At 71.7% G+C, this 25717-nt stretch carries 22 protein-coding genes; 11 read left to right on the top strand and 11 right to left on the bottom strand.

Features of this window, described 5'->3' with window-relative positions:
- The first annotated feature begins 41 nt into the window (after window positions 1–41).
- The 4 genes from I5071_RS23590 to I5071_RS23605 are packed head-to-tail and all read left to right on the top strand — an operon-like array spanning window position 42 to window position 4441.
- Window positions 42–1031 carry an aldo/keto reductase gene (locus I5071_RS23590; protein ID WP_236514870.1) on the top strand — a complete coding sequence of 330 codons (990 nt, stop codon included), beginning with the start codon at window positions 42–44 and terminating at the stop codon, window positions 1029–1031.
- A 52-nt stretch (window positions 1032–1083) separates the two neighbouring features.
- Window positions 1084–1593, top strand: a complete 510-nt coding sequence (locus tag I5071_RS23595) for a DUF2505 domain-containing protein (RefSeq protein WP_236514871.1) — start codon at window positions 1084–1086, stop codon at window positions 1591–1593.
- 39 nt (window positions 1594–1632) lie between these two features.
- Window positions 1633–2001, top strand: coding sequence for a hypothetical protein (locus I5071_RS23600; RefSeq protein ID WP_236514872.1), 369 nt, complete (start codon window positions 1633–1635; stop codon window positions 1999–2001).
- 40 nt (window positions 2002–2041) lie between these two features.
- A complete protein-coding gene (locus tag I5071_RS23605; RefSeq protein ID WP_236514873.1) occupies window positions 2042–4441 on the top strand; it encodes a serine hydrolase in 2400 nt (799 codons plus the stop codon).
- Here I5071_RS23605 and I5071_RS23610 read toward each other — a convergent pair.
- Together I5071_RS23610 and I5071_RS23615 are read right to left on the bottom strand one after the other, a co-directional pair.
- A complete protein-coding gene (locus I5071_RS23610; RefSeq protein WP_236514874.1) occupies window positions 4432–5037 on the bottom strand; it encodes an NADPH-dependent F420 reductase in 606 nt (201 codons plus the stop codon). The two genes, I5071_RS23605 and I5071_RS23610, sit on opposite strands and share 10 nt — an antisense overlap.
- Window positions 5038–5051: 14 nt before the next feature.
- The gene (locus I5071_RS23615) at window positions 5052–5792 is read right to left on the bottom strand and encodes a 3-oxoacyl-ACP reductase family protein (RefSeq protein ID WP_236514875.1); all 741 of its coding nucleotides are present in this window, start codon (window positions 5790–5792) and stop codon (window positions 5052–5054) included.
- Window positions 5793–5889: 97 nt separating this feature from the next.
- On the opposite strand from I5071_RS23615, the gene I5071_RS23620 reads away from it, so the two are divergent.
- Entirely contained in the window at window positions 5890–6852 is a 963-nt protein-coding gene (locus I5071_RS23620) for a LysR family transcriptional regulator (RefSeq protein WP_236514876.1), read from the top strand.
- Here the strand turns inward: I5071_RS23620 and I5071_RS23625 are convergent.
- The 4 genes from I5071_RS23625 to I5071_RS23640 all read right to left on the bottom strand — a co-directional run bounded on the left by I5071_RS23625 (window position 6842) and on the right by I5071_RS23640 (window position 10574).
- Window positions 6842–7588, bottom strand: a complete 747-nt coding sequence (locus I5071_RS23625; RefSeq protein WP_236514877.1) for a tetratricopeptide repeat protein — start codon at window positions 7586–7588, stop codon at window positions 6842–6844. The two genes, I5071_RS23620 and I5071_RS23625, sit on opposite strands and share 11 nt — an antisense overlap.
- An 8-nt stretch (window positions 7589–7596) precedes the next feature.
- Window positions 7597–8268: a hypothetical protein gene (locus I5071_RS23630; RefSeq protein ID WP_236514879.1), complete on the bottom strand. Its 672-nt coding sequence runs from the start codon at window positions 8266–8268 to the stop codon at window positions 7597–7599.
- Window positions 8269–8315: 47 nt separating this feature from the next.
- Window positions 8316–9755: a cation:proton antiporter gene (locus I5071_RS23635; protein WP_236514881.1), complete on the bottom strand. Its 1440-nt coding sequence runs from the start codon at window positions 9753–9755 to the stop codon at window positions 8316–8318.
- Window positions 9756–9902: 147 nt separating this feature from the next.
- Entirely contained in the window at window positions 9903–10574 is a 672-nt protein-coding gene (locus I5071_RS23640; protein WP_236514894.1) for a methyltransferase, read from the bottom strand.
- 81 nt (window positions 10575–10655) lie between these two features.
- Between I5071_RS23640 and I5071_RS23645 the strand changes: the two genes are divergently transcribed.
- The 3 genes from I5071_RS23645 to I5071_RS23655 all read left to right on the top strand — a co-directional run bounded on the left by I5071_RS23645 (window position 10656) and on the right by I5071_RS23655 (window position 13670).
- Window positions 10656–11168: a DUF1993 domain-containing protein gene (locus I5071_RS23645; protein WP_236514896.1), complete on the top strand. Its 513-nt coding sequence runs from the start codon at window positions 10656–10658 to the stop codon at window positions 11166–11168.
- A gap of 67 nt (window positions 11169–11235) precedes the next feature.
- The gene (locus I5071_RS23650; RefSeq protein ID WP_236514898.1) at window positions 11236–11868 is read left to right on the top strand and encodes a hypothetical protein; all 633 of its coding nucleotides are present in this window, start codon (window positions 11236–11238) and stop codon (window positions 11866–11868) included.
- Between the two features lie 62 nt (window positions 11869–11930).
- Complete coding sequence (locus tag I5071_RS23655; protein WP_236514900.1) at window positions 11931–13670, top strand: hypothetical protein; 1740 nt, start codon at window positions 11931–11933, stop codon at window positions 13668–13670.
- 105 nt (window positions 13671–13775) lie between these two features.
- Here the strand turns inward: I5071_RS23655 and I5071_RS23660 are convergent, their stop codons facing one another.
- Complete coding sequence (locus I5071_RS23660; protein ID WP_236514902.1) at window positions 13776–16064, bottom strand: hypothetical protein; 2289 nt, start codon at window positions 16062–16064, stop codon at window positions 13776–13778.
- Between the two features lie 140 nt (window positions 16065–16204).
- Between I5071_RS23660 and I5071_RS23665 the strand changes: the two genes are divergently transcribed.
- Genes I5071_RS23665 through I5071_RS23675 form a run of 3 tightly spaced genes read left to right on the top strand, consistent with a single transcriptional unit; the run spans window position 16205 to window position 21220 of the window.
- Window positions 16205–16900: a TetR/AcrR family transcriptional regulator gene (locus I5071_RS23665; RefSeq protein ID WP_236514904.1), complete on the top strand. Its 696-nt coding sequence runs from the start codon at window positions 16205–16207 to the stop codon at window positions 16898–16900.
- A gap of 54 nt (window positions 16901–16954) precedes the next feature.
- Window positions 16955–20941: a hypothetical protein gene (locus I5071_RS23670; protein ID WP_236514906.1), complete on the top strand. Its 3987-nt coding sequence runs from the start codon at window positions 16955–16957 to the stop codon at window positions 20939–20941.
- Window positions 20942–20953: 12 nt separating this feature from the next.
- Window positions 20954–21220 (top strand): hypothetical protein, encoded by a 267-nt coding sequence (locus I5071_RS23675; RefSeq protein ID WP_236514908.1) that lies wholly within the window; start codon window positions 20954–20956, stop codon window positions 21218–21220.
- Window positions 21221–21223: 3 nt separating this feature from the next.
- Here the strand turns inward: I5071_RS23675 and I5071_RS23680 are convergent, their stop codons facing one another.
- The 4 genes from I5071_RS23680 to I5071_RS23695 form a co-directional block, all read right to left on the bottom strand.
- On the bottom strand, window positions 21224–22786 hold the full coding sequence (locus tag I5071_RS23680) for a DUF1501 domain-containing protein (RefSeq protein WP_236514910.1): 1563 nt from the start codon (window positions 22784–22786) through the stop codon (window positions 21224–21226).
- The gene (locus tag I5071_RS23685) at window positions 22783–23997 is read right to left on the bottom strand and encodes a hypothetical protein (protein WP_236514911.1); all 1215 of its coding nucleotides are present in this window, start codon (window positions 23995–23997) and stop codon (window positions 22783–22785) included. Before I5071_RS23685 ends, I5071_RS23680 begins: the two co-directional genes overlap by 4 nt.
- Window positions 23994–24566 carry a hypothetical protein gene (locus I5071_RS23690; RefSeq protein ID WP_236514913.1) on the bottom strand — a complete coding sequence of 191 codons (573 nt, stop codon included), beginning with the start codon at window positions 24564–24566 and terminating at the stop codon, window positions 23994–23996. The genes I5071_RS23685 and I5071_RS23690 overlap by 4 nt, the downstream gene beginning before the upstream one ends.
- Window positions 24567–24704: 138 nt before the next feature.
- Window positions 24705–25715, bottom strand: coding sequence for a hypothetical protein (locus I5071_RS23695; protein ID WP_236514915.1), 1011 nt, complete (start codon window positions 25713–25715; stop codon window positions 24705–24707).
- Window positions 25716–25717 lie beyond the last annotated feature (2 nt).

Raw genomic sequence — 25717 nt, forward strand, 5'->3', positions numbered from 1 at the left:
TTCGCTGGTTGGATGGGACGCGAACGACCAGGCTGCGGGCCATGACGAACACGACGAAGCTGGGCGCGAACGGTCCCGAGGTCCTCTCGATCGGGCTCGGGTGCATGGGCATGTCGGGCATGTACGGCGCGACCGACGACGCCGAGAGCATCCGGACGATCCACGCCGCGCTCGAGCGCGCACCGATGTTGATCGACACCGGCGACTTCTACGGGATGGGCCACAACGAGATGCTGATCGGGCGCGCGCTCGCCGGAGGCGGGCGTCGCGAGCGCGCGGTGGTCTCGGTGAAGTTCGGCGCGCTCCGCGGGCCCGATGGACGCTGGATCGGCGTGGACACCCGACCGGCCGCGGTGACGACGTTCGCGGCGTACTCGCTCGAGCGGCTCGGGGTCGAGGTGATCGACGTGTACCGGCCGGCGCGCCTCGATCCGAGCGTGCCGATCGAGGAGACGATCGGCGCGATCGCCGATCTCGTGAAGGCCGGCTACGTGCGTCACGTGGGCTTGTCGGAGGTCGGCGTCGACACGATCCGCCGCGCGCATGCGGTGCATCCGATCGCCGATCTGCAGATCGAGTACTCGCTCGCGAGCCGCGCGCCGGAGCGCGCGATCTTCCCGGCGCTCGAGGAGCTCGGGATCGGCGCGACGCTCTACGGCGTGCTCTCGCGCGGGCTGCTCGCGGGCAGCAAGCCGACGGCGCCGGGCGACTTCCGCGCGCACCTGCCGCGCTTCACGGGCGAGGCGCGCGAGAAGAACGAGACCGTGGTCGACGCGCTGCGACGCTTCGCGCAGGAGAGCGGGCGCACGCCGGGACAGCTGGTGATCGCGTGGGCGCTCGCGAAGCAGCCGCGCTTCGTCACGCTCGTCGGCGCGAAGACCCGCGCGCAGTGGGACGACGCGCTCGGCGCGATGGAGAAGCCGCTCTCGAAGGACGAGCTCGCGGCGCTCGAGCGGATCGCCCCGGCGAGCGCGTTCGAGGGCGAGCGCTATCAGCCGGCGCAGATGGCGCACCTCGACAGCGAGCGCTGACCGAGCCGTGCTAGATCGGCGGTCCGCATCGACGCGAAGTGGAGGGACTGCCTTGGCCAAGTTCACGCTGAAGAACATCTTCGAGACCGACAAGGACACGTTCTGGGCGAAGGTGTTCTTCGACGAGGAGTACAACCGCCGGCTCTATCTCGAAGCGCTCGGCTTCAAGGGCTACGAGCTGCTCGAGCTGAAGGAGCTGCCCGGCGGCGTTCGCACACGGCGCATCCGCACCGAGCCGAAGAGCGAGGCGCCCGCGGTCGTGACGAAGCTGATCGGCGGCGACATCAGCTACACGGAAGAGGGCCGCTGGGATCCTTCGACCAGCATCTGGAAGTACACGATCACGACGTCGAAGCTCAGCGACAAGATCAGCATCGCGGGCACGTTCTGGGTCGAGCCGCGCGGCGACAAGCGCATCGAGCGCATCTGCGAGAACGACATCCAGGTGAAGATCTTCGGGGTCGGTGGGACCGTCGAGGGCTTCATCGAGAAGACGACGCGCGACAGCTACGCGAAGACCGAAGCGTTCACGAACGCGTTCATCCGCGAGAAGGGCCTGTGATCGAGTAACCGATCGCGGCGGCACGACGTAGAGCGGCTCGTGGCACGTATCTTCCTCGCCGTGATGGTCGTCTCGTTCGCGGCGGTGTTCGCGCTGCCGCTGCTCTTCGCGCCGCTGCGCTGGGCGCGCGCGTTCCGATGGGAGGTCGGGCCGGACGATCGGCTCGCGCTCTACTTCGGGCGCTGTCTCGGTGCGGCGGCGCTCGGGCTGCTCTTCGTGATCGGGCGCGGGGTGATCGATCCCGCGCTCACGCCGCTCGCGCTCGAGCTCGCTGCGGTCGCGGGCGCGCTGCTCGGCGCGGTGCACGTCGCGGGCGCGATCCAGCGCGTGCAGCCTTGGACCGAGGACGCCGAGATCGTGCTGTACGCGCTCGCGACGCTCGGCGCGCTCGCGCTACGGTTTCTGTAGCGCCGGGACGCGCGCGGGCGAGCTGCTACTCTGACTCTCGATGCGTTCGCGCCTGGTGTTCACGGCGCTGTCCTTCTCGGCGCTCGCCGCGTGCGGCGGGGCCCGATCGAGCGCCCCGCGCGCAGAGGACACGACGACGCGGGTCGCGGTCGAGCCCTCGAGCGTGGAGACCTCCGCCGGCGCCGCGCCGGTCGTGGAGGCTCCCGCGCCGGAGGCTCCTCGCGAGGACCTCGCCGCGATCCGCATCCCGGCCGACGTCGAGCACGCGATCGACGACGCGGTGCACACCGCCATCACGCAGCGCGCGCTGCCCGGCGCGGTGGTCGCGATCGGTCGCCGCGACGGGCTCGTGTTCCTCCGCGCGTACGGTGCGCGCGCCATCGATCCCGCGATCGAGCGCAACGATCCGAGCACCATCTACGACCTCGCGTCGCTCACCAAGCCGATCGCGACCGCGACGTCGATCGCGCTGCTCGCCGAGCGCGGCGTGCTCTCGTTCGACGATCCCGCGTCGCGCTTCGTCACCGAGCTCGATCCGCGCATCACGATCCGCCACCTGCTCGACCACACGAGCGGGCTGCCCGCCGCCGATCCGCTCGCGCAGTACGAGGGTGAGACGCGCGAGCAGTCGATCGCGCGCATCGCATCGCTGCGGCCCGAGCACGCCCCGGGCTCGCGTTTGCTCTACAGCGATCTCGGGTTCGTGCTGCTCGGCGAGATCGTCACCCGCGCGTCGGGCGTGCCGCTCGATCGCTTCGTCGCGCGCGAGATCCTGACGCCGCTTCGAATGAGCTCGTCGTCGTACCGGCCCGATGCGTCGTGGCTGTCACGCATCGCGCCGACCGAGCGCGCGGAGCGTCGCGGCGGCGTGCTGGTGCGCGGGGACGTGCACGACCCGCGCGCGTGGCGGCTCGGCGGCGTGTCGGGCAACGCGGGGCTCTTCGCGAGCGCACCCGATCTCGCGCGCTTTGCGCGGATGATGCTCGGCGAGGGCGAGCTCGACGGCGTGCGCGTGCTCGCGCCCGAGAGCGTGCGTGCGCTGATCACGGGTCAGCCGCGCGCGCTCGGATGGGATCGCCGCACCGCGGAGGAAGCGCGCACCCGCGGGCTCGGCGAGGGATCGATCGGGCACCTCGGATGGACCGGCACCGCGATCCGGATCGATCCCGCGCGCGACGTGTTCGTGGTGCTGCTCTCGAACGACGTGCACCCCGACGGACGCGGCGACGTGCGACCGCTCTTCGCCGAGCTCGATCGGCTGATCGGGCACAACGTGGATCGTTTCCTCCCCGCGCCCTCGCACGTGGTGCGCACGGGGATCGACGTCGAGCTCGCGAGCGGGATGCCGCACCTGCGCGGTGCGCGCGCGGTGCTGATCACCCACGACGCAGCGCGCACCCACGACGGTCGCCGCACCCTCGACGTGCTCGCCGAGCGCGAGGATCTCGAGGTGCTGCGTGTGCTCGCGCCGGAGCACGGTCTGGGATCCGATCGCGAGGGCGCGATCGCCGACGGGCGCGACGCGCGCACCGGCATCGAGGTGCGCGGCGTGTTCGGCCCGCGACGTCGGCCCGACGACGCGATGCTCGAGGGCGCCGACACGCTGATCGTCGATCTCGTCGACGTGGGCGCGCGCTTCTACACGTACGCGTCGACGATGCACCAGGTGCTGCTCACCGCGGCGCAGAGCCGCGGGCTGCGTGTGGTGATCCTCGATCGCCCCGATCCGCTCGGCGGTGCGATCGTCGAGGGCCCCGGGCTCGACGAGGCGCTCCTCTCGTTCGTGAACCACCACACGCTGCCGCTGCGCCACGGGATGACGATGGGCGAGCTCGCGCGGCTGCTCGATCACGACCACGGGCTCGCGCTCGGAGAGCAGCTCGTCGTCGTGCAGGCGGAGGGATGGCGGCGCGCGCTCGATGCGTTCGACGTCGGCGCGCGCTGGGTCGCGCCCTCCCCCAACCTGCCCGACCTCGATGCGGTGGCGCTCTATCCCGCGGTCGCGCTGCTCGAGGGCGCCGACGTCTCGGTCGGGCGCGGCACCGAGCTCCCGTTCCGCGTGATCGGCGCGCCGTGGATGGACACGACGCGCGTGCTCGAGGCGCTGCGCGCGTCGAGCGTGCCCGGAGTCGCGTTCGAGGAGACGCGCTTCACGCCGCGCAGCGCGCGCCATCGTGGTCGTGCATGCCGCGGGATCCGCGTCGCGATCACCGATCGCGCGGCCTATCGCGCGTCGATCACCGGGCTCGCGATCGTGCGCGCGGTCGTCGGCGCGCATCGGGATCGTCTCGATCGCACGCGCGTGCTCGCGATGGTCGGTCGCGCCGAGGTGCTCGAGGCGATCGAGCGCGGTGCTCCCTGGGACGCGGTGCTCGCGCGCGCGGAGGAGGATGCGCGCGCCTTCGAGGCGCGGCGCGCACCCTTCCTGCTCTACGAGTGATCGATCCTGACGAGGTGCAGCGCGGGGAGCGGGCCGCCGGGGAACTGCACGAGCCGCGCGCCGACCGCGAGCGCACCGAGATCGATCCCGAAGAACCCGAGGCGCGCGATCAGCCCGCTCACCTCCGCCTTGGCGGCCGCGTCGTCGCCCGAATGGAAGAGCACGCGCTTGCCGCCGTGCCCCGCGGGATCTCCTGCGAGCAGCGGCGGAGGCAGGTGGTTGAACGCCTTCACCACGCGCGCGCCGGGCACGAGATCCGCGAACACCTCGCTCGAGAGCCGGCCGCCGAGATCGGCGGGCTCGAAGCGCGGCGCTTCGATCGGATTGTTCGCGTCGACGACGATGCGTCCATTCCACGGTCCGAGATCGCGCAGCGCCGCGGGTAGCTGCGACCACGGCACCGCGACGACCACGAGATCGGCGCGCGCCGCGTCCTGAACCATGCCCGCGGTGATGAACGGCGCGAGCGGCGCGATTACGTCGCGCAGCGAGTCGGGCCCACGACGGTTGGCGAGCATCGCCGGGACGTGCGCGCGGGCGAGCGCCGTCGCGAGCGCCGATCCGATGTTGCCCGCACCGATGATTCCGATGGTCATGGCTCGTGCTCCTCTCAGGCTGTGAAGCCGCCGTCGATCGCGATGTCGGCGCCGGTGACGAACGACGCCTCGGGGCTCGCGAGGTACACGACCGCGCTCGCGATCTCCTCGGGGCGACCATAACGTCCGACCGCGATGCCGGGACCGATGACCTTCGACAACGGCCCGCCGTCGGGGTTCATGTCGGTGTCGGTCGGGCCGGGATGCACCGCGTTCACGGTGATCCCGCGAGGCCCGAGGTCGCGCGCGAGACCGCGCGTGAAGCCGCTGAGCGCGCCCTTCGTGAGCGCATACAGCGACGCACCGCCGATCGCCGCGTAGCGCGTCATGGAGCTCCCGATGTGGATCACCCGACCGCCGGTCCGCATGTGCCGCACCGCCTCCTGGGTCGCGACGAACGCGCCGGTCACGTTCACCGCGATCATGCGCTGATAGTCCTCGGGCGTGATCGCATCGATCGGCCCTGCGAGCGCGATCGCCGCGTTGTTCACGAGGATGTCGATCCCGCCGAGCTCCTCGACGGTGCGTGCGACCGCGGCACGCACCGCCTCGGGGTCACCGGCGTCGGCGCGGGTCGCGATCGCGCGTCCTCCCGCCGACTCGATCGCATGCACCACCTCGCGCGCTCGCTCCGGCGAAGCGGAGTACGTGATCGCGACCGACGCGCCCTCGGCCGCGAGGTGCTTCGCGATCGCGGCGCCGATCGAGCGCGAGCCCCCGGTGACGAGGGCGACCTTGCCGTGGAGTCCGTTCATGACGTCTGGTTCCTTCCTGCCGTCGAAGATGGGTCGCCCGGGCCTCGCGGATTAGTGCGGAAACATACGAAGCGCTTTCAACGTATGCTTGAATGCGATGGAGAGCCTCGCGAACCTCGAGTCGTTCGTGCGCAGCGCGGAGACCGGCAGCTTCTCGGGCGCGGCGCGACGCCTCGGGCTCACGCCCGCCGCGATCAGCCGGAACGTCGCGACGCTCGAGCGTCACCTCGGGGTGCGCCTCTTCCAGCGCAGCACGCGCAAGGTGACGCTCACCGAGGCGGGCGAGCGCTTCCTCGCGTCGATCGGTGAGCCTCTCGAGCGCCTGCAGTCCGCGATCGCCGACACCTCGAGCGATCGCGACGCGCCCTCGGGTGTGGTGAAGGTGAGCGTGAGCCCGACGCTCGGCGTGGAGCACGTGCTGCCGCTGCTGCCGCGCTTCCGCGCGCTGCACCCGGCGATCCGCATGGACTGGCAGCTGAGCAATCGACCGGTGGACCTCGTCGCGGAGGGGTTCGACGCCGCGATCGGCGGTGGCTTCGAGCTCGCAGCGGGTGTCGTCGCACGCACGCTCGCGCCCGCGCACCTGATCGCGGTCGCCTCGCCGGCGTACGTCGCGAAGCACGAGATGCCGGACGATCCCGAAGGGCTCGCTGCGCTCGAAGGGATCGCGATGCGATCGTCGCGGACCGGCCGATTGCGCACGTGGACGATGCGCGACGAGCGAGGGCGCGAGGCGGTCGCGCGGATCGATCCGTCGCTCGTGCTCGACGATGCCGGCGCGATGTGCCGGGTGGCAGCGCTCGGCCTCGGCGTCGCGCTCGTCGCGGTGCCCGACGCGCTCCCCTACCTCGAGCGCGGCGCGCTGGTGCGCGTGCTGCCGCGCTGGTGGGCGGACGCGGGCAACATCTCGATCTACTACGCGAGCCGGACGCTCCTGCCTGCGAAGACGCGCGCATTCGTCGCGTTCGTGCGCGAGGCGTTCGCGCGCGAGCGGCTCGCGGAGCGCTTCTCGCAGAGCGCGTCGCGGCCGCGGCCCAAGAGGAAGAAGCTCAGAACGTGATGCGCAGCGAGCCCGGTCCGATGCGCAGCGCCGTCCCGCTCGGGAGCCGGAGATCAACGAAGTAGAGCGTCCACGCGACCGCGGTGCTCACGCCCGCGATGATCGCGGTGACGATCAGCGCGTTGGTCGCGTCGACGAGCTCGGGCGCGCTCGACGCGTCGATCTGCGCGTCGGTGCATCCGAGGTCACCGCAGCGCGCGTCGAGATCGTCGTACGCGTCGTCCGCTGCCGACCACGTGATCGGCGCGGCGATCGCTGCCGCGATCCCGACGCCCGCGGAGATCCACGCCCAGATCTCGTAGCCCTCCTGGGGTCGCGGCGCAGGCAGCGGCGGCAGCGCTGCGATCTCGGGCGTCGGCTCGGGCTCGCGCGCCGCGACCTGGGTCCGGAGGATCGCGATGCGCGCCTCGACGTCCTCGCGGTTCTCCGCGTCGGGCTCGGCCTCGAGGAATCGCTCGAACGCCTCGAGGGCCTCGGCATCGCGCCGCAGGCGATCGAGCACGATGCCGATGTTGTAGAGGATCAGCGAGCGCCGGCTGAGCTCGTACGATCTCCGGAAGTCGGCGAGCGCCTCTTCGTAGCGGCCCGACTCGAACGCGAGGCGGCCCGACTCGAAGCGCGCCTGTGCCTCGAGATCGCGGCGATCGCGCGGCGGCTCCGGCTGCGCGCACGCGGTCGACACCGCGAGCACGAGGGCGATCGACGCGAGCACGAACGCGACGCAGCAATCACGCATCGGCTTCCTCAGTACGTGCAGTGGCCCGTCGCGACGACGCAGGTCTGTCCCGTCGCGCACTGTGCGTTCGTCATGCAGCTGCAGCGACCGCCGAGGCACTGCTGACCCAGCGGGCACCCCGCGTTCGTGACGCACACGCAGCGCGAGGGCGTCTCGGCGGAGCACGACTCCTCTTCGCACGAGAGGCCGCAGCCCGCGCAGTTCCCGCTGTCGCGCAGCATCGAGCAGCGACCGAAACAACAGCGTCCGCCCGCGCAGATCGTCGCGTCGGGCATCGTGCGGATCGCACGGCACTCGCCGGTGTCCTCTTCGCACGTCGCGACGGTGCATCCGTCGGTCGGGCACTCGACCGGCGTGCCGCGACAGAGACCGGTGCTGCACACGTCGTTGGAGGTGCAACGAAATCCATCGTCGCAGGGTCGACCGGCGCAGCGCGGATCGGCGCAGTCGGGCGTCGCGCCGGGGCAGAGCGAGGCCGCGTCCTCCTCGGCCTCGCTCGCGTCGACATCGCCCGCGTCGACGCTCGAATCGATGTCCGTCGCGGCGTCGCGTGTGCTCGCGTCCATCGCGTCGCCGCCCCCGTCGCGTCGACCGCGCCGGAGCGCGTCGAAGTCGAGGCTGCACGCCTGGCACGCGACGAGGAGGCAGAAGACGCCGAGCCCGCCCGAGATCCGACTCACCGAGGCACTGTCGCCGGGGGCAGCGCTCGCGCGCAAGTCCGCGACGTTCAGGGCGCGCGTTCTCCCGGTGCGCCGGCGAGCGCGCGCTCGGGGGCAGGAGCGAGCCGGTTGATCAGCTCGAGGACCGGCGTCGTCGCGAACGTCGTCACGAGCGCCATCAGCACCAGCATCGCGAAGAGCGTCGGCGAGAGCACGCCCATGTCGAGGCCGACGTTGAGCACGATCAGCTCCATCAGCCCGCGGGTGTTCATGAGGATCCCGAGCGCGCTCGCGTCGCGCCATCCGAGCCCCGCGAAGCGCGCCGCGACCAACGAGCCGCCGAACTTGCCCATCGTCGCGACGAGGACGATCACGCCGCAGATCAGCCAGTCGGTCGCCCCCGAGACCAGCCCGATCTGGGTGCGCATCCCGGTGAACGCGAAGAAGATCGGCACGAGCAGGACCACGACCACGTCCTCGAGGCGCGCGCGGATCTGCTCGGCGAGCCGCCCGTCGTGCGGGATGACGACGCCGAAGAGGAACGCACCGAAGAGCGCGTGGATGCCGATCGTTTCGGTCGCGGCCGCCGAGAGCAGCAGCATGCCGAACACGATCGCGAGCGTCGTGATCGACACCGGCTCCTTCGAGCGCTCCTCGCGCTCCGCGAGCCAGCGTGCGAAGGGGCGCACCGCGAGCAGCACGAACGCGACGTACGCGACGACGAGGCCGATCGTGAGCCACGCCCCATCGAGCTGCGCCGTCGCGACGCCCGACACGAACGCGAGCAGGCACCATGCGCTCGCGTCGTCCACCGCGGCGCACGCGAGCGCGGTCACACCGAGCGCGCTGCTCTGCATGCGTCGATCGGTGAGGATGCGCGCGAGCACCGGGAACGCGGTGACCGACATCGACACCCCGAGGAAGAGCGCGAACACCGTGAAGTCGATGCCGGCGTGCGAGTAGATCGGATAGATCGCGAGCGCGAGCGTCGAGCCGAGGAGGAAGGGCGCGATGATGCTCGCGTGAGAGATCGCGAGCGTCGCGTGCGACGAGCCGCGGAGCAGCTTCGGATCGAGCTCCAGGCCCACGAGGAACATGAAGAGCACGACGCCGATCTTCGCGACGACGCCGAGCGAGGGCGCGACGCTCGCGGGCAAGAGGAACGACTGCATCTCCGGGGAGATCGCGCCGAGCACCGAGGGACCGAGCATCAGGCCCGCGACGATCTCGCCCATCACCGCGGGCTGCTTGAGCCAGCGCTGGAACGCGGCCCCAGTGAGGCGCGCGACGATCACCACCACCGCGATCGCGAGCAGCACGTGCGCGAGATCCGAGCCGTGGCCTGAGCCCGTGGTGTGCAGCGCCGCGCCCTCGTGCGCCGGCGGTGCGACGAGCGACGCGCCTTGTGCGCGGATGACGAAGAAGAGCCCGATCGTGATCGCGATCATCACGACGTAGCCGATCAACGTGCGGCCCGTGTTCGTCGTCCCGAGCAGCGTCCTGCTCATCGATCGGCTCCTCACCATCCAGCGCGCGCCCATCGCGCTCTGCCGATGCGTGCCGGCACCGGAGCGAGCAGCCTAGCGCGCCGCGCACGGAAAATCTGGGCTAGTTCGCGCACTGCCGATGAACGATGCCGGCGCGACCATCGAGGTTCAACGATGTTGGAGGGGCGCGCCGATCAGCAGACGGTTCTTCGGAGTGACCGTTGCGGGGATCGACTGCGTGCGTACGTCGTAGCCGTTCGCACGCAGTCGTGCCGCGCGCGTCACGTCGATCGCGAGCGCGGGATCGAGCCATCCCTCGAGCCCACCGCGATCGCTGCGATCGACGTCGTGACAGCACGGCAGCACCGCGACGCGCGCACGCGCTGCGATCGCGCGCTCGAGCACGACGTCGGTCAGCGCGCCGCACGCGTGCGCCGCGACCACGACGTCGTCCTCGTCGAGCGCGACGTCGCCGACGACGCGCTCCTCGAGCGTCACGCGACCCTCGAGACGCGGCCACGCGCGCACGATCGCCGCCGCGACGAACGACGCGCTCGGCGGCAGGCGCCGATCGATCGCGAGCGCGCGCGGCGACGAGTCGTCGAGGAGCATCATCAGCTGCGCGACGAGGCCGTGCCCACACGCGAGATCGACGACGCGCCCTCCGCGGAAGCGACGGCGCACCCGACGCGCGACCTCCCACGACTCGTAGAGCTCCTTGCGAGGCAGACACTCCGCTTCGCAGAGCACGCGCGCGACGCGATCGAAGAGCGTCTCGCCCGCGAAGAGATGGAGGTCGTGCCGCGTGAGGAAGGAACGGCGCGAGACGTCGAACGCCATGCTCTCCTCTACCGCGCGAGGGTCCTTGACGCTGCCGTCTCGCGGCAACAGGCCCCGCCGCTCGAACCCCGGAGGAACCGCATGTCGCTGCATTCCCAGATCGTCCCGCCGATCACGAAGCTGCTCACGAACGTCGAGACGTGGATCGACCTCGCGCACGAGCACGCGAGCAAGAAGTCGTTCGACCCCGCGGTGCTGCTCGTCGCGCGCCTCGCGCCCGATCAGTTCCCGCTGATCAAGCAGCTCCAGGCGACGTGCGATCACGGGAAGTTCGCGGCGGCGCGCGTCGCGGGCAAGGAGCCGCCGAAGCACCCCGACACCGAGCAGACGTGGGACGAGATCCGCGCGCGCATCCGCGTCGTGCGCGAGTACGTCGCGGGCTTCACGCCGGCCGACTTCGAGGGCGCGGAGCAGCGCGTGGTGCCCCTCTCGTTCATGCCGGGCAAGGCGCTGAGCGCGCCGGATTACCTGCATGCCTCGGCGCTGCCGAACTTCTATTTCCACGCGACGACGGCGTACGCGATCCTGCGCCACAACGGCGTCGAGCTCGGGAAGCGGCACTTCATCGGCTCGCTCCCGCTTCGCGATCTCTGATCCGATTCACGGCGAGCGCGGCTCGGGATATCGTGACCAGCGAGACTCTTTTCTCTCGCGGAGCGCGATGCCGAACTGGAAGGTCCCGAGCCGTGCGATGCCGCGCCCCGCGGGGCAGAGCCCGTTCCGCGTGAAGGGCCACGGCCTGCGCGCGCGCCTCGACGTCTACGATCGTGTGGTGCCGGGCGGGCGGCGCGCGGTGCTCGACGCGATCGACGACGCCGACGTGCGCGCGTACCTCTCCGGGCCGATCCTCGCGGCGAGCTGGTACGACTTGTTCGCGCACGCGTACCTCGACATCGTCGCGGCCGAGCTGCGCAAGATGCCGGCGTCGGAGTCGGTCTCGAGCGCGAGCGCGCTGCAGGCGCAGGCGGACGCGAAGGGCATCTACGCGATGCTGCTGCGCCTCGTGTCGCCGCACGTGCTGGTCTCGAAGCTCGGCGCGATCTCGTCGCAGTACTTCGATCACGGCGCGGTGGAGGTCGAGCGCCTCGACGCGACCCACGCGCGCATGACGCGCGTCGGGATCGCGAACCAGCTCTACTGGTGGTGGGGCGCGATCCTCGAGGGCTACGTGCACGCGCTCTTCGGGCTCGCAGGCGCGCGCGACGTGCAGATCCACTGCGGCGTGCTGCGCAGCGACGCGCTCGACGATCCGCTGGGGATCGGTCGATTCGCGGTCGACGTGCGCTGGGCGTGATCGCTCCTACGCTGCGCAACGCAGCGAGGGTCGACGCGATGGGGCGCGTCGGAGGGAGCGACATGAGAGTGAGAGCTTGGTGGGTGCCGGGGCTCGCGTGCGCGCTCGGCGCGTGTCTGCCCGACGTCGAGTGCGGTGCGCTCGAGTTCAATCACGAGACTCGATTGTGCCAGTGCCCAATGGGCGCGCCGTACGACGCGGACGCCGGCGGTTGTGTGCTGCCGGACGGCGGCGTGATCCCGGTCGACGGTGGGATGGGCGAGACCGACGCGGGATCGCCGCCGCAGACGATCGACGCCTGCGTCGCGCGGCCCGAGCGATGCAACGGCATCGACGACGACTGTGACGGCGAGAGCGACGAATCGGCCGCGAGCGCGGCGTGCGAGACGGTGAGCGGCTCGACGCGACGCGCTTGCAGCGCGGGCGAGTGCGTGGTCATCGAGTGCGCGAGCGGCACCGACGACTGCGACGACGAGTACGAGAACGGATGCGAGTCCGTGCTCGCATCGGACGACGCGCACTGCGGGAGCTGCGGAGCCGCGTGCGCGCCCGGCGAGTCGTGCGAGGACAGCGACTGCGTCGAGCTCCCGGTGATCGAGTGGATGACGCCGCTCGCCGCGGGCGCGAGGAGCTCGCTCGTCGTCGGTCTCCACGATGCGGGCGACAGCACCTTCTGCGTCGCGGGCGCGTTCACCGGCAGCTTCCCTCATGGCTTCGGGTTCCGAAGCGCCTGGGGCGATCAGGACCTCTTCGTCGCGCGCGTGAGCCACGCGGGCGCCCTCGAGTGGCTGACGACGCTCGGGAGCGAAGGTCGCGATGAGTCGTACGGGGTCGTCGCCGGCCCCGAAGGCACGTGCATCATCATCGGACGCGTCACGGGAGCGCGAGCGTACGTGGGTGGCGCGCTGTTCGACGTGCCAGGGGCCGACTCATACTTCCTCGCGAGGATCGGGCGCGAGGGAGATCCGGCGATCGAGTGGACCGGCACCCTCTACGTGCGGGGCCCGCTGCGTATCGCCGGCTCGAACCTCCGCACGTTCGGCGACGCGAGCGCCGCAACGAGCGTGCACGGGACATCGGTGGCCGCCGGGTCTGCGCTCCTGACGTTCGATGCATCGACCTTGCGATTGCGTCGCGCGAGCTCGACGGCCTCCATCGGCGCGATCACCGACAGCGCGGCGTTCACGGTCGAGCGGTTCACCAGCGAGACGCGACGAGCAGGGCAGACGTTCGCCCCCGGCGGCGGGGCGGACCTCCTGGTCACGCGCTGGACGCTCGACGGTGTCGATGAACAGGCGTGGCAGGTGGGACGCGGTGCCGACGACGCGCCGACGATCATCGCCGTCGACGACGGCGGGACGATCCGCGTCGGGGCCACCTCACAGCGCGAGACCACGAGCGCGCGCGACGCGGTCGTGTGGGTGCTGGCGCCTGGCTCGACGACGGCGCGGATGGACGTCGTCTCGGCGTCCCCGACCTATGCCCTCGTCGCATCGATCTTCGCGCGGGGCGGCCGCGTCTGGGTCGGTGGAGTGTTCACCGGATCTCTGCCGATCGGGGAACGGATCCTCTCGTCGCTGGGCGAGACCGACACGTTCCTCAGCCAGTGGAACGAAGAGGGCCAGGTCCTCTGGGCGCGCGCGATCGGGACCGCGGGCCCCGATTGGGCCGGATGGTCGCCGACGAACGAAGGGCTCGTGTTCGCGGGTGCGTTCGGAGGCGAGCTCACCGCTGCCGGTCGGACGGTGACACCCGGCGCAGACGGGATCGCTGCCTTCGTCCTCGGCGCGACCGTCGACTGAACCGAAACGACGAGAGCGGAGCGCAGGGGCCTCACGGCTCGCCCCTGCGCTCCGCTCGCGCTTCATACGGTCAAGCGAAGTAAGACGTCTGGAGGAAGAAGGAGCTCAGTTGCAGCCCGGCGGATTGCCCGCGAGCGCGCAGGGAGCGCAGCGCTCGCCCGTCTGACAGGTCCGCTGCTGCAGGAGCGGAAGCTGCCAGCTCTCCACGAGGCAGTCGGGCACGCACACGCCGCTGTTCTCCGCCGAGAGCGGCGGGGTGCACTGCGCGAACTCGTGGCTCGGGTTCGCGAGGAACGGGTTCGGCACACAGATCTGCTGCACGCCGTCACGCGCCGCGCACGCCCGACTCGCGACTTCCAGCGCGTCCTGCTGCTCCATCGTCGTGAGCTCCGGGGGAACGCAGCGACCGCGTGCGCCCACCGTGTCGTGCACACAGCAGTTCGGGAACGTGAACGCGGGCTCGCTCGGCATGTCGCCGTTCACGCGGCACGCGCCGCTCTCCGCGCCCGTGATCGGGTCGAAGCAGGGCGCGCAGCGATGGGTCGCGGGGCAGGTCGACTGCGGGAGACGATCCCCCTGGCTGCTCACTGCCGGGAGGCAGCTCGGCAGACAGCGTCCCTCCGCGCCCGCGATCGAGTCGCAGGTCATGGGGCGGAACGTGGGATCGGTGAAGTCGTCGGGCGCGCAGAGGCGCGGCGCGGTGCAGCCCGTCGAGTCGAGCTGCGTGCGCTGCGCGGGCGAGACGAGCTCGGGCGGGACGCACGAGCCGAGGCCACCGCAGCAGTTCGGGAACGTGTACGCGGGCTCGTCGGGCATGTCGCCGTTGAGCCGGCACGCGCCCGTGTCGTCACCGCTGATCGGGTCGAAGCACGGCGCGCACAGGTGCCCCGCGTCGCACGTGCCCTGCGACAGACGATCGGCCTGCGCGCCGATCGCCGGGAGACACGCGGGCAGACAGCGTCCCTCCGAGTCGTCGATCGAGCGGCAGGTCGTGGGCTCGGTCCCCGCGATCAGCGAGTCGGGCGCGCACAACGCGCCGGCGTCGGTGCAGGTGTCGGTGCCCAGCTGCGCGCGCTGCGCCTCGGGCACCAGCGTCGACGGCACGCACGCGCCGATCCCGCCGCAGCAGCGATCGAACGTGTTCGCGGGCTCGTCGGGCATGTCGCCGTTGAGCCGGCACGCGCCGGTGTCCTCACCGCTGATCGGGTCGTAACAAGGCGCGCACAGGTGCGCCTCGGTGCACGTGCTCTGCGGGAGTCGATCGGCCTGCTCGGCGATCGAAGGAAGGCACGAGGGCAGGCAGCGTCCTTCGGCGTCGCCGAGCGAGCGGCAGCTCGTCGGCTCCGCGCCCGCGATCAGCGCGTCGGGCGCGCAGAGCGTGCCTTCGTCCTCGCAGGTGTCGGTGCCGAGCTGCGAGCGCTGCGCCTCGGGCACCAGCGTCGAGGGCACGCACGCACCGATGCCGCCGCAGCAGCGATCGAACGTGGTCGCCGGATCTTCGGGCTCGTCGCCGTTGAGCCGGCACGCGCCGGTGTCCTCGCCGTTCGTCGGGTCGTAGCAGGGCGCGCAGAGCTCACCCGCATCGCACGATCCCTGCGACAGACGATCCGCCTGCGCCCCGATCGCCGGGAGACACGCGGGCAGACAGCGCCCCTCCACGCCCGCGATCGAGTCGCAGCGATCGGGCTGCGACGTCGGATCGATCAGCGCGCTCGGCGCGCAGAGCGTGTTCTCCTCGGTGCACGTGTCGACGCCGAGCTGCTCGCGCTGCGCCTCGGGCACGAGGTCGGTCGGCACGCACGAGCCCGCGCCACCGCAGCACTCCATGAACATGTCCGGCGGCTCCTGCGGGCCGGGATCGCAGCCGAGGTTGCACACGCCGGTGCTCTCGCCGGTGCGCGGGTCGTAGCAGGGCGCGCACTCCTCGCCCTCCTGACATCCCTCTTCCGGCAGCATGTCCGCCTGCTCGCTGATCTGCGGGATGCAGCGCGACACGCAGCGACCTTCGGCGCCCCCGACCGAGCGGCACGTGGCGAGCAGGAACTCGCCCGTCGTCTCGATGAACGGATCGGGCACGCACTTGCTGCCCTCGTCGCAGTTCGCGAGCAGCGTGGCCTGCTCCTCCGAGACGAAGCTGTTGGGCACGCAGTGCGCGTCGATGCAGCCCTCGAGGAGGCACGGCGGTAGGAGGTCGGGCGCGATCGGTGGCGGCATCGCGTTCGGGCACGCGAAGCCGGAGTCACTGCCCGCATCGCCTGGGCCCGCGTCGAACGATGTGCTCGCGTCCGGCGAGCCGCCGTCGTCGTCGCCGCAGCCTACGAGCGAGGCCGCGACGATGCCCGCGAGCCACCACCTCCAACGCTCGGCCGAAGGCCGTCGCATGGTGCGCGCCATCACCATCCCCTGTTCTTCCGGCTTCCCAAGCCGGACTGCGTGAGCCAAGAAACCGTGTGAGTTAAGACAGCGTGAGTTAACACGCGCATTATCGATGCGCGAACATACGTGTCAACGTCATCCCTGATAAACCAGCTCCAGTGGAATTCCGCGACAAGATCCTAATTGGCGCCGCCACCGCGTTCGGCGCGCTCGGCTATGCGAACACGCGCGTGGAGGACATCCTCCAGGAGTCCGGCGTGTCTCGCCCGACGTTCTACAAGCTCTTCGAGAGCAAGGACGACGTGTTCGAGACGCTCTCCGCGATGCATCACGCGGACGCGCTCGAGCGCATGCACCACGCGCTCGTGACCGCGGAGAACGGCATGGAGCGCCTCGCGTCGGTCATCGAGGCGTTCCTGCGATGGCGCGCGGGGCTCGGTCGTCTCGGGCGCGTGCTCGACATGGAGACGCGCAGTCCGCACAGCCATCTCGTGCGTCATCGCGAGGTCGTCATGAAGACGCTGCGCGATCAGTGGCAGCACGAGATGGTCGCGGGCGGACGGCCGCAGGTCGACCCGCTGATCTTCGAGGCGTTCATGGCGGCCGCCGAGCGCGTCGCCGACACCCTGCCCTTCGATCGCGCGATCACCGAGACCGACATCGCGCGCCGCAAGGCGGTGCTGCTCCGCATCGTGTCCGCGACGCTCGCCGCGGCCGACGAGCGCACGCCCGCGCTGCCGCTGCACCCCGATCACAACGCGCCGCGCGCGCCGCGCGCGAAGAAGTCGTCGGGCAAACATCGCCGCGTGGGCGCGCCTCCGCCGCCGCCGGGCGCGACCAGCAGCCGGCGCTGACGGCAGGTCGCGCGCTCGGTCGTCGTACGATGGGCCCTTCGCCGGAGGTGCCCGTTGCGTCGCGTCCATCTGCTCGCTGCGCTCGCGCTCGTCGCGTGCTCCTCGGAGACGTCGCCCTCGTCGTGCGACGAGCACGAGTGCGACGACCCCGCTCGCGTGTGCGTCGAGCGCGACGACGGGCTCGCGTGCGTGTGCCGCCCCGGGACCGTCGAGCGCGAGGGCGCGTGCGTCGCGCCGGACGCGTGCAGCGCCGACACCTGCAGTCATCACGGCACCTGCGACGACGCGTCGGGCGCACCGATCTGCGCGTGCGAGCGCGGGTACGACGAGCTCGACTGCAGCGGCTGCGCAGACGGCTTCCACGACGACGGCGCGGGCGGATGCACCGACCAGGCGTGCGAGCCCGATCCCTGTCCCGCCGATCGCCGCTGCATCGCGAGCCCCGAAGGTGCGCGCTGCGAGTGCCCTGCGGGCACCCACGACGACGACGGCGCGTGCGTGCCCGACACGACGTGCCTGCCGACGAGCTGCAACGGCCACGGAAGCTGCGACGACGCGAGCGGTCGCCCGAGCTGCGCGTGCGAAGAGGGCTGGATCGGCGCGTCGTGCGACGGATGCGACGAGGCGAGCGGCTTCCACGACGACGGCGCGGGCGGGTGCACGATGGATCCCTGCCTGCCGAATCCGTGCACTGCCCCGAGCCAGAGCGTGTGCGCGGTGATCGAGGGCGGTGAGATCGAGTGCCGGTGCGACCCGGGCTTCCACCTCGAGGGCGGGGCGTGCGTGATCGACGAGACGTGCGAGGCGAGCTCGTGCGGCGATCACGGTACGTGCGCGGTCGTCGACGGACGCATCGTGTGCACCTGCGAGACGGGCTGGACCGGCGACGCCTGCGATGCGTGCGACGACGGCTACCACGACGACGGCGCGGGCGGATGCACGACGGATGTGTGCCTGCCGAATCCGTGCACTGCGCCGAGCCAGAGCGTGTGCATCGACGAGGGCGGCACCGCGCGCTGCGAGTGCGATCCCGGATATCACTCCGACGGAGTCGGCGGCTGCACGGACGACCCGTGCGTGCCGAGCCCCTGCGCCGCGATGGGCATGGCGTGCCGCGTCGTGGGCGGGAGCGCGGAGTGTTACGAGCCGCCGTGCGACGACGACAATCCGTGCACCGTCGATGCGTTCGACGGCGCGCGCTGCACCCACGCCCCGCGGCCCGATGGCTCGTCGTGCTCGACGACGCTCTGCGTGCGCGATCAGGAGTGCAGCGCCGGCGTGTGCGGCGGGGGCACGAGCGTGACGTGCGACGACGGAAACCCGTGCACGCGCGACTCGTGCGACGCGATCACCGGATGCCGCGCGGCGAACGACGACACGCTCGTGCCGAGCGACGGGTTCGCGTGCACGCGGGATCGCTGCAGCGCCGGCGCGCGCGTGCACACGCCCGACGACGTCGCGTGCGACGACGGACGTTGGTGCACCGGCACCGCGACCTGTCAGCCGAGCGCGCCGAGCGCGGACGCGAGTGGATGCGTCGTCGCGAACGTGCCCACGCCTCCGGGGCCCGACGGGCCGTGCCTGCGCTTCGTGTGCAACGACACGACGCGCAGCTTCACGCGCGTGACGTCGACGGTCGGCGCGAGCTGCGACGACACGCTCGCGTGCACGACGAGCGATCGCTGCACCACGAGCGGCGCGTGCGCGGGCACGCCCACCACGTCGTGCGGCGACGTCGACGGCGCGTGCACCGGTGCGCCGTTCGGCACCGGCGTCGACATCCCGCTCGCGCGCGTGATGGGCCGCGTGACCTACCGCGGGAGCGACACGTTCCCCGACACGCGCCGTAGCTACGACGTCGGGCTCTGGCTGCGCAACGAGTCGACGGGCGTGTACACGTCGCTCGAGACCGTGCACTTCTCGACCACGTGGGACGGCGACGGCTATCCCGTGCAGAGCACGTCGGAGAGCGACGATCGTGTGATCGATCTGCCGGTGCTCCCCGGCGTCTACGACGTCGTCTACATGCGCTGGACCTCGCGCGACGACGAGGGTCGGCGGGTGTTCGGGCACGAGGCGAGCGACCCCTATCCGTTCGCGCTCCACGTGCTGCAGGAAGACGTCGTGATCGGCCCGGGCACGACGCCGCTCGACGTCGACGTCGCGCCGGTGCGCGTGACCGGCGCGGTGCGTTACGCGGGCAGCACGACGTTCCCCGACACGCGCCGCAGCTACGACGTCGGCCTCTGGCTGCGCGATCGCGCGACCGGCGTGTACACGTCGCTCGAGGACGTCGCGTTCTCGACCACGTGGGACGGCGACGGGTACCCCGTGCGCACGAACGACACGAGCGACGATCGCGCGATCGACCTCGCGGTGCTCCCCGGTCGCTACGACGTCGTCTACATGCGATGGACCTCGCGCGACGACGCAGGACAGCGCGTGCTCGGTCACGAGGCCGCCGATCCCTACCCGTTCGCGATGCACGTGCTGCGCGAGGACGTCGTGATCGGCGCGGGCGCGACCTCGCTCGACGTCGACATCGCGCCGGTGCGCGTGACCGGCGCCGTGCGATACGCGGGCGGCACCTCGTTCCCCGACACCCGCCGCTCGTACAACGTCGGGCTCTGGCTGCGCGATCGCTCGACCGGCATGCACACGTCGCTCGAGGACGTCGCGTTCTCGACCACGTGGGACGGCGACGGCTATCCGATCCGCAGCTCGAGCACGAGCGACGATCGCGCCATCGATCTCGCGGTGCTCCCCGGTCGCTACGACGTCGTCTACATGCGCTGGACCTCGCGGGACGATGCGGGCCGTCGCGTGCTCGGCCACGAGGCCGCCGATCCCTATCCGTTCGCGCTCCACCTGCTGCGCGAGGACGTCGTGATCGGCCCGGGATCGACCTCGCTCGACGTCGACATCGCGCCGGTGCGCGTGAGCGGCGCGATCACCTACGCAGGCAGCGCGTCGTTCCCCGACACGCGTCGCTCGTACAACGTCGGGCTCTGGCTGCGCGATCGATCGACCGGGATCCACACGTCGCTCGAGGACGTCGCGTTCTCGACCACCTGGGACGGCGATGGCTATCCGATCCGCAGCTCGAGCACGAGCGACGATCGCGTCGTCGATCTCGCGGTGCTGCCCGGTCGCTACGACCTCGTCTACATGCGCTGGACCTCGCGCGACGACGAAGGCCGGCGCGTGCTCGGTCACGAAGCGGCTGATCCGTATCCGTTCGCGTGGCACGTGCTGCGCGAGGACGTGGCGATCGGTGCGGGCTCGAGCGTGATCGACGTCGACATCGCGCCGGTGCGGATCACCGGTGCGGTCACGTTCCGCGGCAGCGCCTCGTTCCCCGACACCCGACGCTCGTACAACGTCGGGCTCTGGCTGCGCGATCGCGCGACCGGCATGCACACGTCGCTCGAGGACGTCGCGTTCTCGACCACGTGGGACGGCGACGGCTATCCGATCCGCAGCTCGAGCACGAGCGATGATCGCGTCGTCGATCTCGCGGTGCTGCCCGGCCGCTACGACGTCGTGTACATGCGCTGGACCTCGCGCGACGACGCGGGCGATCGCGTCTTCGGCCACGAGAGCGCGGACCCCTATCCCTTCGCGCACCACGCGCTGCGCGAGGACGTCGTGATCGACGCGGGCGCACGCGCGGTGAGCGTCGATCTCGCGCCGGTGCGCCTCTCCGGCGCGGTCACCTACGCGGGGGGCACGTCGTTCCCCGACACGACGCGCAGCTACGACGTCGGCCTCTGGATGCGCGATCGCTCGACCGGCATGCACACCTCGCTCGAGGACGTCGCGTTCTCGACGACGTGGGACGGCGATGGCTATCCGATCCGCAGCAGCGACACGAGCGACGATCGTGTGCTCGACATCCCCGTGTTCCCCGGCACCTACGACGTCGTGTACATGCGCTGGACGTCGCGCGACGATGTCGGCCGCCGCGCGTTCGGCCATCAACCGGACGACGCGTATCCGTTCGCGCACCACACGCTGCAGCAGTGCCGCGTGATCGAGTGAGAGGAGAGCGACATGGGCATCGTGGTGCGACTGATCGTCCTCGGCCTCTTCGTCCTGGGCGGTCTCGCGCTCTGGGCGCATCGCACCGCGCAGGCGAAGCGCCGCCTCGCGGAGGTCGACGCCGGCAAGCGCTGCGTCGGGTGCGGCGGCACCGACGTGCGCGTGAACGGCGACGAGGTGCGCTGCGCCGACTGCCTCTACACGACGACGCTCTCGCGCCTGCGGGCCGAGAAGATCGACGCGTCGGAGCTCTCGCGACTGATGCGCCCCGAAGACTGAGCGTCAGCGCAGGACGAAGCCGAGCGGCGCCTTGCCCTGCACCTGCGCGTGCTCGTCGCACATCGCGTCGGGCACGCCCGCCGCGCGCATCACGGTCCGCCACACGCGCGCGCTGTCGAGTCGTCCGTCGATGCCGCGGAACGAGCCGGTCGGCGCGCCGGTCTCGGGATCGGGCGGGTGATAGGTGAACCCGTCGTGCCCGCCCTCGTTCGTCAGCCGGATGTCGCCCCAGTAGCCGCCGCGGATGCCGCCGCCCGCGAGGATCAGCGTGTTCTTGCCGTCGTTGCCGTAGCTGTTCGCCTTCGGGCTGCGGCTGCCGTCGAGCGTGTACACCGCGATCACGGTGCGCTCGTAGAGGCCCGCCTCCTTGAGCTTCGTGATCAGGCGCGCGAGCGGCTTCGAGATCTGCTTCGCCTGGGTGCGCACCGAGAGCTCGGGGCGGAAGCCGTGCAGATCCATGTAGTCGAACTCGAGCGCGACGGTGCGCGTCACGCCCGCGTTGACGAGCTTGAACGCGTACGCGGTCTGCTCCCAGATGTGCGCCTTCACGCGATCGTCGGGGCACTCGAAGCTCTCGGTGTCGCCCTCGGTGCACATCTGGTTGGGCACGCCCTCGCTCCAGAACGCGCGCTCTTCCTCGGTGAGCGGCAGCGAGAGCACGCGCGGCTCGCGCACGTGGAGGATCTCGCGCGCCTCGTCGATCTGCTGCGCATGACCGGTGCGCACGCTGTCGACGAACCCACGGCGCGAGAGGAAGCGCTGGTCGAGGCGACCGAGCACCGCGCGCAGCGCGTCGGCCTGCTCCGCGGTGGGCACCACGTTGAGGTCCTCGACGAACGCGGGGAACGCGTCGAAGAGCTGCGAGCGCGAGCGGATGCGATCGAGCTCCGCGCCCGGCAGGCCGCCGCCGAAGTGGAAGACGGTGTGGTTCGAGCGCGAGAGCCCCTTGAACGCGACGCCGTTGCGCAGCGAGGGATCGGCGAGCTTCGCCCAGTGGTTGTGCAGCGACGCGGGCGTCGGGACGCTCGCGTACCAGCGCATGTTCCCGCCGTCGGCGGTCGCGGGATCGTTCTCGAACATCGGCATCGCGCCGGCGAGCCGCTCTTCGGCGCGGCCCGGCGAGCGGATCGCGTTGCCCGCCTCGTGCCCGTGGATCGCGCCGCTCGACGCCTCGCAGTGATCGATCTGCGCGATCGTGTCGAGGTGCGGCTCGAGCTCGTACGAGTCGGCGGTGAGGTACACGCCGCTCTCGGTGCGCCGGATCTCGCTCTGCTGCGCGAACATCGTGATGCCGTCGCCGGTCTCGCCGCGGCGGACGTCGCCGTAGGTCGCGATCCCGGGCGGCACCATCACGTGCATCTGGTCCCACTGATCGCGGAGATCGATCTCGATGAAGATCGTCTCCATCTCGCGGTCCTGCGCGTACGCGGTGCCGCCGGCCATCTCGTTCGCGGCGAAGCGCAGCGCGCTCGGCACCGCGGGCGCGGCGAGCGCGACGCCGAGGAGCTTCAGGAACGAGCGCCGCTGCACCGCGCTCATGCGCTCGATCTCGTAGAGCTTCTTCACGGGGCCTCCGGCGACGACGAGAGCTGACGGGCGACCGCGTAGGCGACGCGCGGATGCGCGAGCGCGGCGACGACGAGGTCGACGAAGGTGGGGCTCGCAGCGCGCGCGCGCGCCGCATCGGCGATGTCGACGAGCAGCTCGCCCTCGACGCCGCGATCGGGATCGAGATCGAGCGCGGCCTCGAGCACGCGCTGCGAGGCGCACTCCCAGAACGCATCGCTCTCGGTGAGGGCGGCCATCGCCTCCGACAGGTTCGCGACCTCGCGACCGAGCATCTGCGAGGTCTCGTTGGCGCGCCACGGCGGCTCGAGGTGCGAGGCCATGAGCCCGCCGAACGACTCGCCGGGCATGCCGCCCTGGCGCTGCTCGCCGGTCGCGTCCTCGCGCCAGCGACCGCTCACGTCGAAGCGCACGAAGAGCTGCGCGTGCGCGCCGAACTGACCGTGGCACGCGTAGCAGTGGAACCCGTTCGCGAGCCCGCTCATCGCGGCCTCGGGATCGGTCTGCTCCTCCGCGCTCAGCGCGCGGAACATCGGCATGAGTCGCTCGCGCTCGAGCGGCGGCTCGAGCTCGACCGCGAGCGGGTAGTTGCGGCACAGGAACGTGCGCGTGATCGTGCCGGCGCGCGTGAGGTTGAAGCGCCCCTGACGCGCCGCCATGAACGCGCGCGTCGTGATCACGCCGGCCGCGTAGGGCGCGCCGGTGTCGCACTCGCCGGGCGCACCGCTCGCATCGAAGCACTGCGTGCTCGTGAGGATCTCGGCCCACGGGCGACCCTCGCGCACGACGTGCTCGATGATGCGCCCCGGCGCGCCGAAGTCGATGCCGCTCGGATCGACGCCGCCGCTCACGCCGAGCGCGGTCTCGACCATCCGTCGTGCGGCGCGCGGCAGGCCGGGCTCGTCGGACCACGACGCGACGACGCTCGGGATCGCATCGCCGCCCATCGTCGCGATCGCGGTGCGCTCGTCGTCGGTCAGCGTGCGCTCGACGATCACCGGCGCGATCAGCGCGAGGTACGCCTCGGCCTGCGCGGCGGTGACATCGTCGAGCGTCACCTCGCGCTCCTCGGGCGTGAACGGCTCGGGCTGGCTCGGCTCGCCGGGATCGCGTGGATCGTTGGGGACCGGCGGGTGCGTCATGCCCTCGCCCGGCTCACCGAGCGATGCGCTGCATCCTGCGAGCAGCAGCGCGAGCCACACGCGCTTCACTGGAGCACCGCCTCGCCCGCCGAGAGCACCGCGAGGCACGCGCTCTCGCGCGCCGCGTCCTCGGGCAGCCCGGCGACCGCGCTCTCGATCTCGGTGCGATCCTCGGCCGTCGCCGCGCGTCCCCACGCCGCCTGGATCAGCGCGTCGAGGTCGGCGCCCGGCACCGCGGGATAGCGGGTGCGCATCGCGTCCGACTGGCAGACGGGGCGCACCGCGCGGACCCACCCCGCGATGCGCGTCGCGTTCCACGACGAGTCCGGGAGGATGCCGCGCGAGTGATCGTAGCCCCCGAGCGCGACCGCCTGATCGCGCATCGGCGCGAGCAGCGGATCGCTGGTCTCGATGCCCGCGACCGCAGCGACGCGCGCGAGGCGCGTCTCGAAGGGCAGCAGGCGCGGGGTCTCGCGATCGAGCGCGAAGGGATCGTCGGGCGTCGTCGGCTCGACGGGGTCGCTCGGGTCGTCGGGTGGATCGTTCGGTCCGCTCCCGGTCGGACCGGCTGCGCCATCGAGGACGATGCCGCTACAGCCGGCGAGGAGCATCGCGAGGAGGAGCGCACGAGCACGCATGTGAGGGCGCCAGAGCAGCGCGCGTGCCGCACACGATCCGCTCTGAAACCACGACGGAACGCGAGAGGCGCGAGCCCGGAGCAGAACATGCTCCGTTCTCGCGCCTCGTCGTGGGGTGTGTCGTTCCCTGGGCGTCGGTCAGTGACCGCGGCCGCGACCGCGACCGCCGCCGCCACCGCCACCGCGCACTTCGACGCCGGCGCTCACCGACACCCGGCCGGGGCTCGGAGGCGCCACGATGACCGCGCCGGGACGGGGAGGCGAGACCACGACGCTCGCCTCGGCCTCGCGACCACGGCGACCGTACGCGTGCCCGCGGCCACGGCCGGGGTGACCATCACCCTCGACCACGACCACGCCCGGACGCGGCGGCGCGATCACCACCGGCGGCGGCGGCGGCGCGACCACGACCGTCGCACGGGGCGCGACCGGCGGCGTCACGACGACCGTCGCGCTCGCACGCGGGCGCTCGACCACCACCGCAGCGCGCGGCGGCTCGGGCGCCTGCACCACCACGGTCGCGCGCGGCGGCTCGGGCGCCTGCAGCACGACCGTCGCGTGCGGCGGCTGCGGCGGCTGCACCACCACGGTCGCGCTCGGCGGCTGCGGCGCCTGCACCACCACGGTCGCCTGCGGCGGCTGCGGGCGCTCGACCACCACGGTCGCGCGCGGCGGCTGCGGCGCTCCGACCACGACGGTCGCGCTCGGCGGCGTCGGCGGCACGAGGATGACCTGCGGCGCGCGCGCGCGGCGCGGCTGACCGCGCACCACGAGCTGCACCTCGGCCGGCGCGGCGACCGGCGTCACCTCGACGCGCCCCGCGTAGCGGCGCTGGCCTTCGTCCCACGCGAGCGCGACGTCGTGCGGGCGGCCATCGCTGCCCTGCACCTGCACCGCCGTCACCTGCGCCTGCGCGTGCGGCATCGGCGCGCCGGTCGCGTCGACGACATAGGCCTCGACCTGTCCGTCTTGCTTCGTGACCAGCTCGATCCAGGCGTCGTCGCTCGCAGCGACCATCACACCGCCGTGCTGCGCGGTCACCGTCAGCGCGCCCGTTGCGGCCGCGCCCACCGGCGGGGTGGGTTGTTCACTCGATCCACAGAGCTTCATCAGCGCGAAGAACGCCATCGAGAGCGTCAGAGAGCGCATCG

Origin of the sequence: Sandaracinus amylolyticus (assembly GCF_021631985.1) — a bacterium.
GTDB classification, from domain to species: Bacteria; Myxococcota_A; Polyangia; order Polyangiales; family Sandaracinaceae; genus Sandaracinus; species Sandaracinus amylolyticus_A.

What these genes read in the sequence shown, in the direction of transcription:
- I5071_RS23610 (WP_236514874.1), bottom strand. Translation starts at nt 5,037, where the DNA reads ATGACCATCGGAATCATCGGTGCGGGCAACATCGGATCGGCGCTCGCG.
- I5071_RS23625 (WP_236514877.1), bottom strand. Translation starts at nt 7,588, where the DNA reads ATGCGTGATTGCTGCGTCGCGTTCGTGCTCGCGTCGATCGCCCTCGTG.
- I5071_RS23655 (WP_236514900.1), top strand. Translation starts at nt 11,931, where the DNA reads ATGAGAGTGAGAGCTTGGTGGGTGCCGGGGCTCGCGTGCGCGCTCGGC.
- I5071_RS23590 (WP_236514870.1), top strand. Translation starts at nt 42, where the DNA reads ATGACGAACACGACGAAGCTGGGCGCGAACGGTCCCGAGGTCCTCTCG.
- I5071_RS23615 (WP_236514875.1), bottom strand. Translation starts at nt 5,792, where the DNA reads ATGAACGGACTCCACGGCAAGGTCGCCCTCGTCACCGGGGGCTCGCGC.
- I5071_RS23645 (WP_236514896.1), top strand. Translation starts at nt 10,656, where the DNA reads ATGTCGCTGCATTCCCAGATCGTCCCGCCGATCACGAAGCTGCTCACG.
- I5071_RS23650 (WP_236514898.1), top strand. Translation starts at nt 11,236, where the DNA reads ATGCCGAACTGGAAGGTCCCGAGCCGTGCGATGCCGCGCCCCGCGGGG.
- I5071_RS23690 (WP_236514913.1), bottom strand. Translation starts at nt 24,566, where the DNA reads ATGCGTGCTCGTGCGCTCCTCCTCGCGATGCTCCTCGCCGGCTGTAGC.
- I5071_RS23640 (WP_236514894.1), bottom strand. Translation starts at nt 10,574, where the DNA reads ATGGCGTTCGACGTCTCGCGCCGTTCCTTCCTCACGCGGCACGACCTC.
- I5071_RS23605 (WP_236514873.1), top strand. Translation starts at nt 2,042, where the DNA reads ATGCGTTCGCGCCTGGTGTTCACGGCGCTGTCCTTCTCGGCGCTCGCC.
- I5071_RS23695 (WP_236514915.1), bottom strand. Translation starts at nt 25,715, where the DNA reads ATGCGCTCTCTGACGCTCTCGATGGCGTTCTTCGCGCTGATGAAGCTC.
- I5071_RS23620 (WP_236514876.1), top strand. Translation starts at nt 5,890, where the DNA reads ATGGAGAGCCTCGCGAACCTCGAGTCGTTCGTGCGCAGCGCGGAGACC.
- I5071_RS23660 (WP_236514902.1), bottom strand. Translation starts at nt 16,064, where the DNA reads ATGGCGCGCACCATGCGACGGCCTTCGGCCGAGCGTTGGAGGTGGTGG.
- I5071_RS23675 (WP_236514908.1), top strand. Translation starts at nt 20,954, where the DNA reads ATGGGCATCGTGGTGCGACTGATCGTCCTCGGCCTCTTCGTCCTGGGC.
- I5071_RS23635 (WP_236514881.1), bottom strand. Translation starts at nt 9,755, where the DNA reads ATGAGCAGGACGCTGCTCGGGACGACGAACACGGGCCGCACGTTGATC.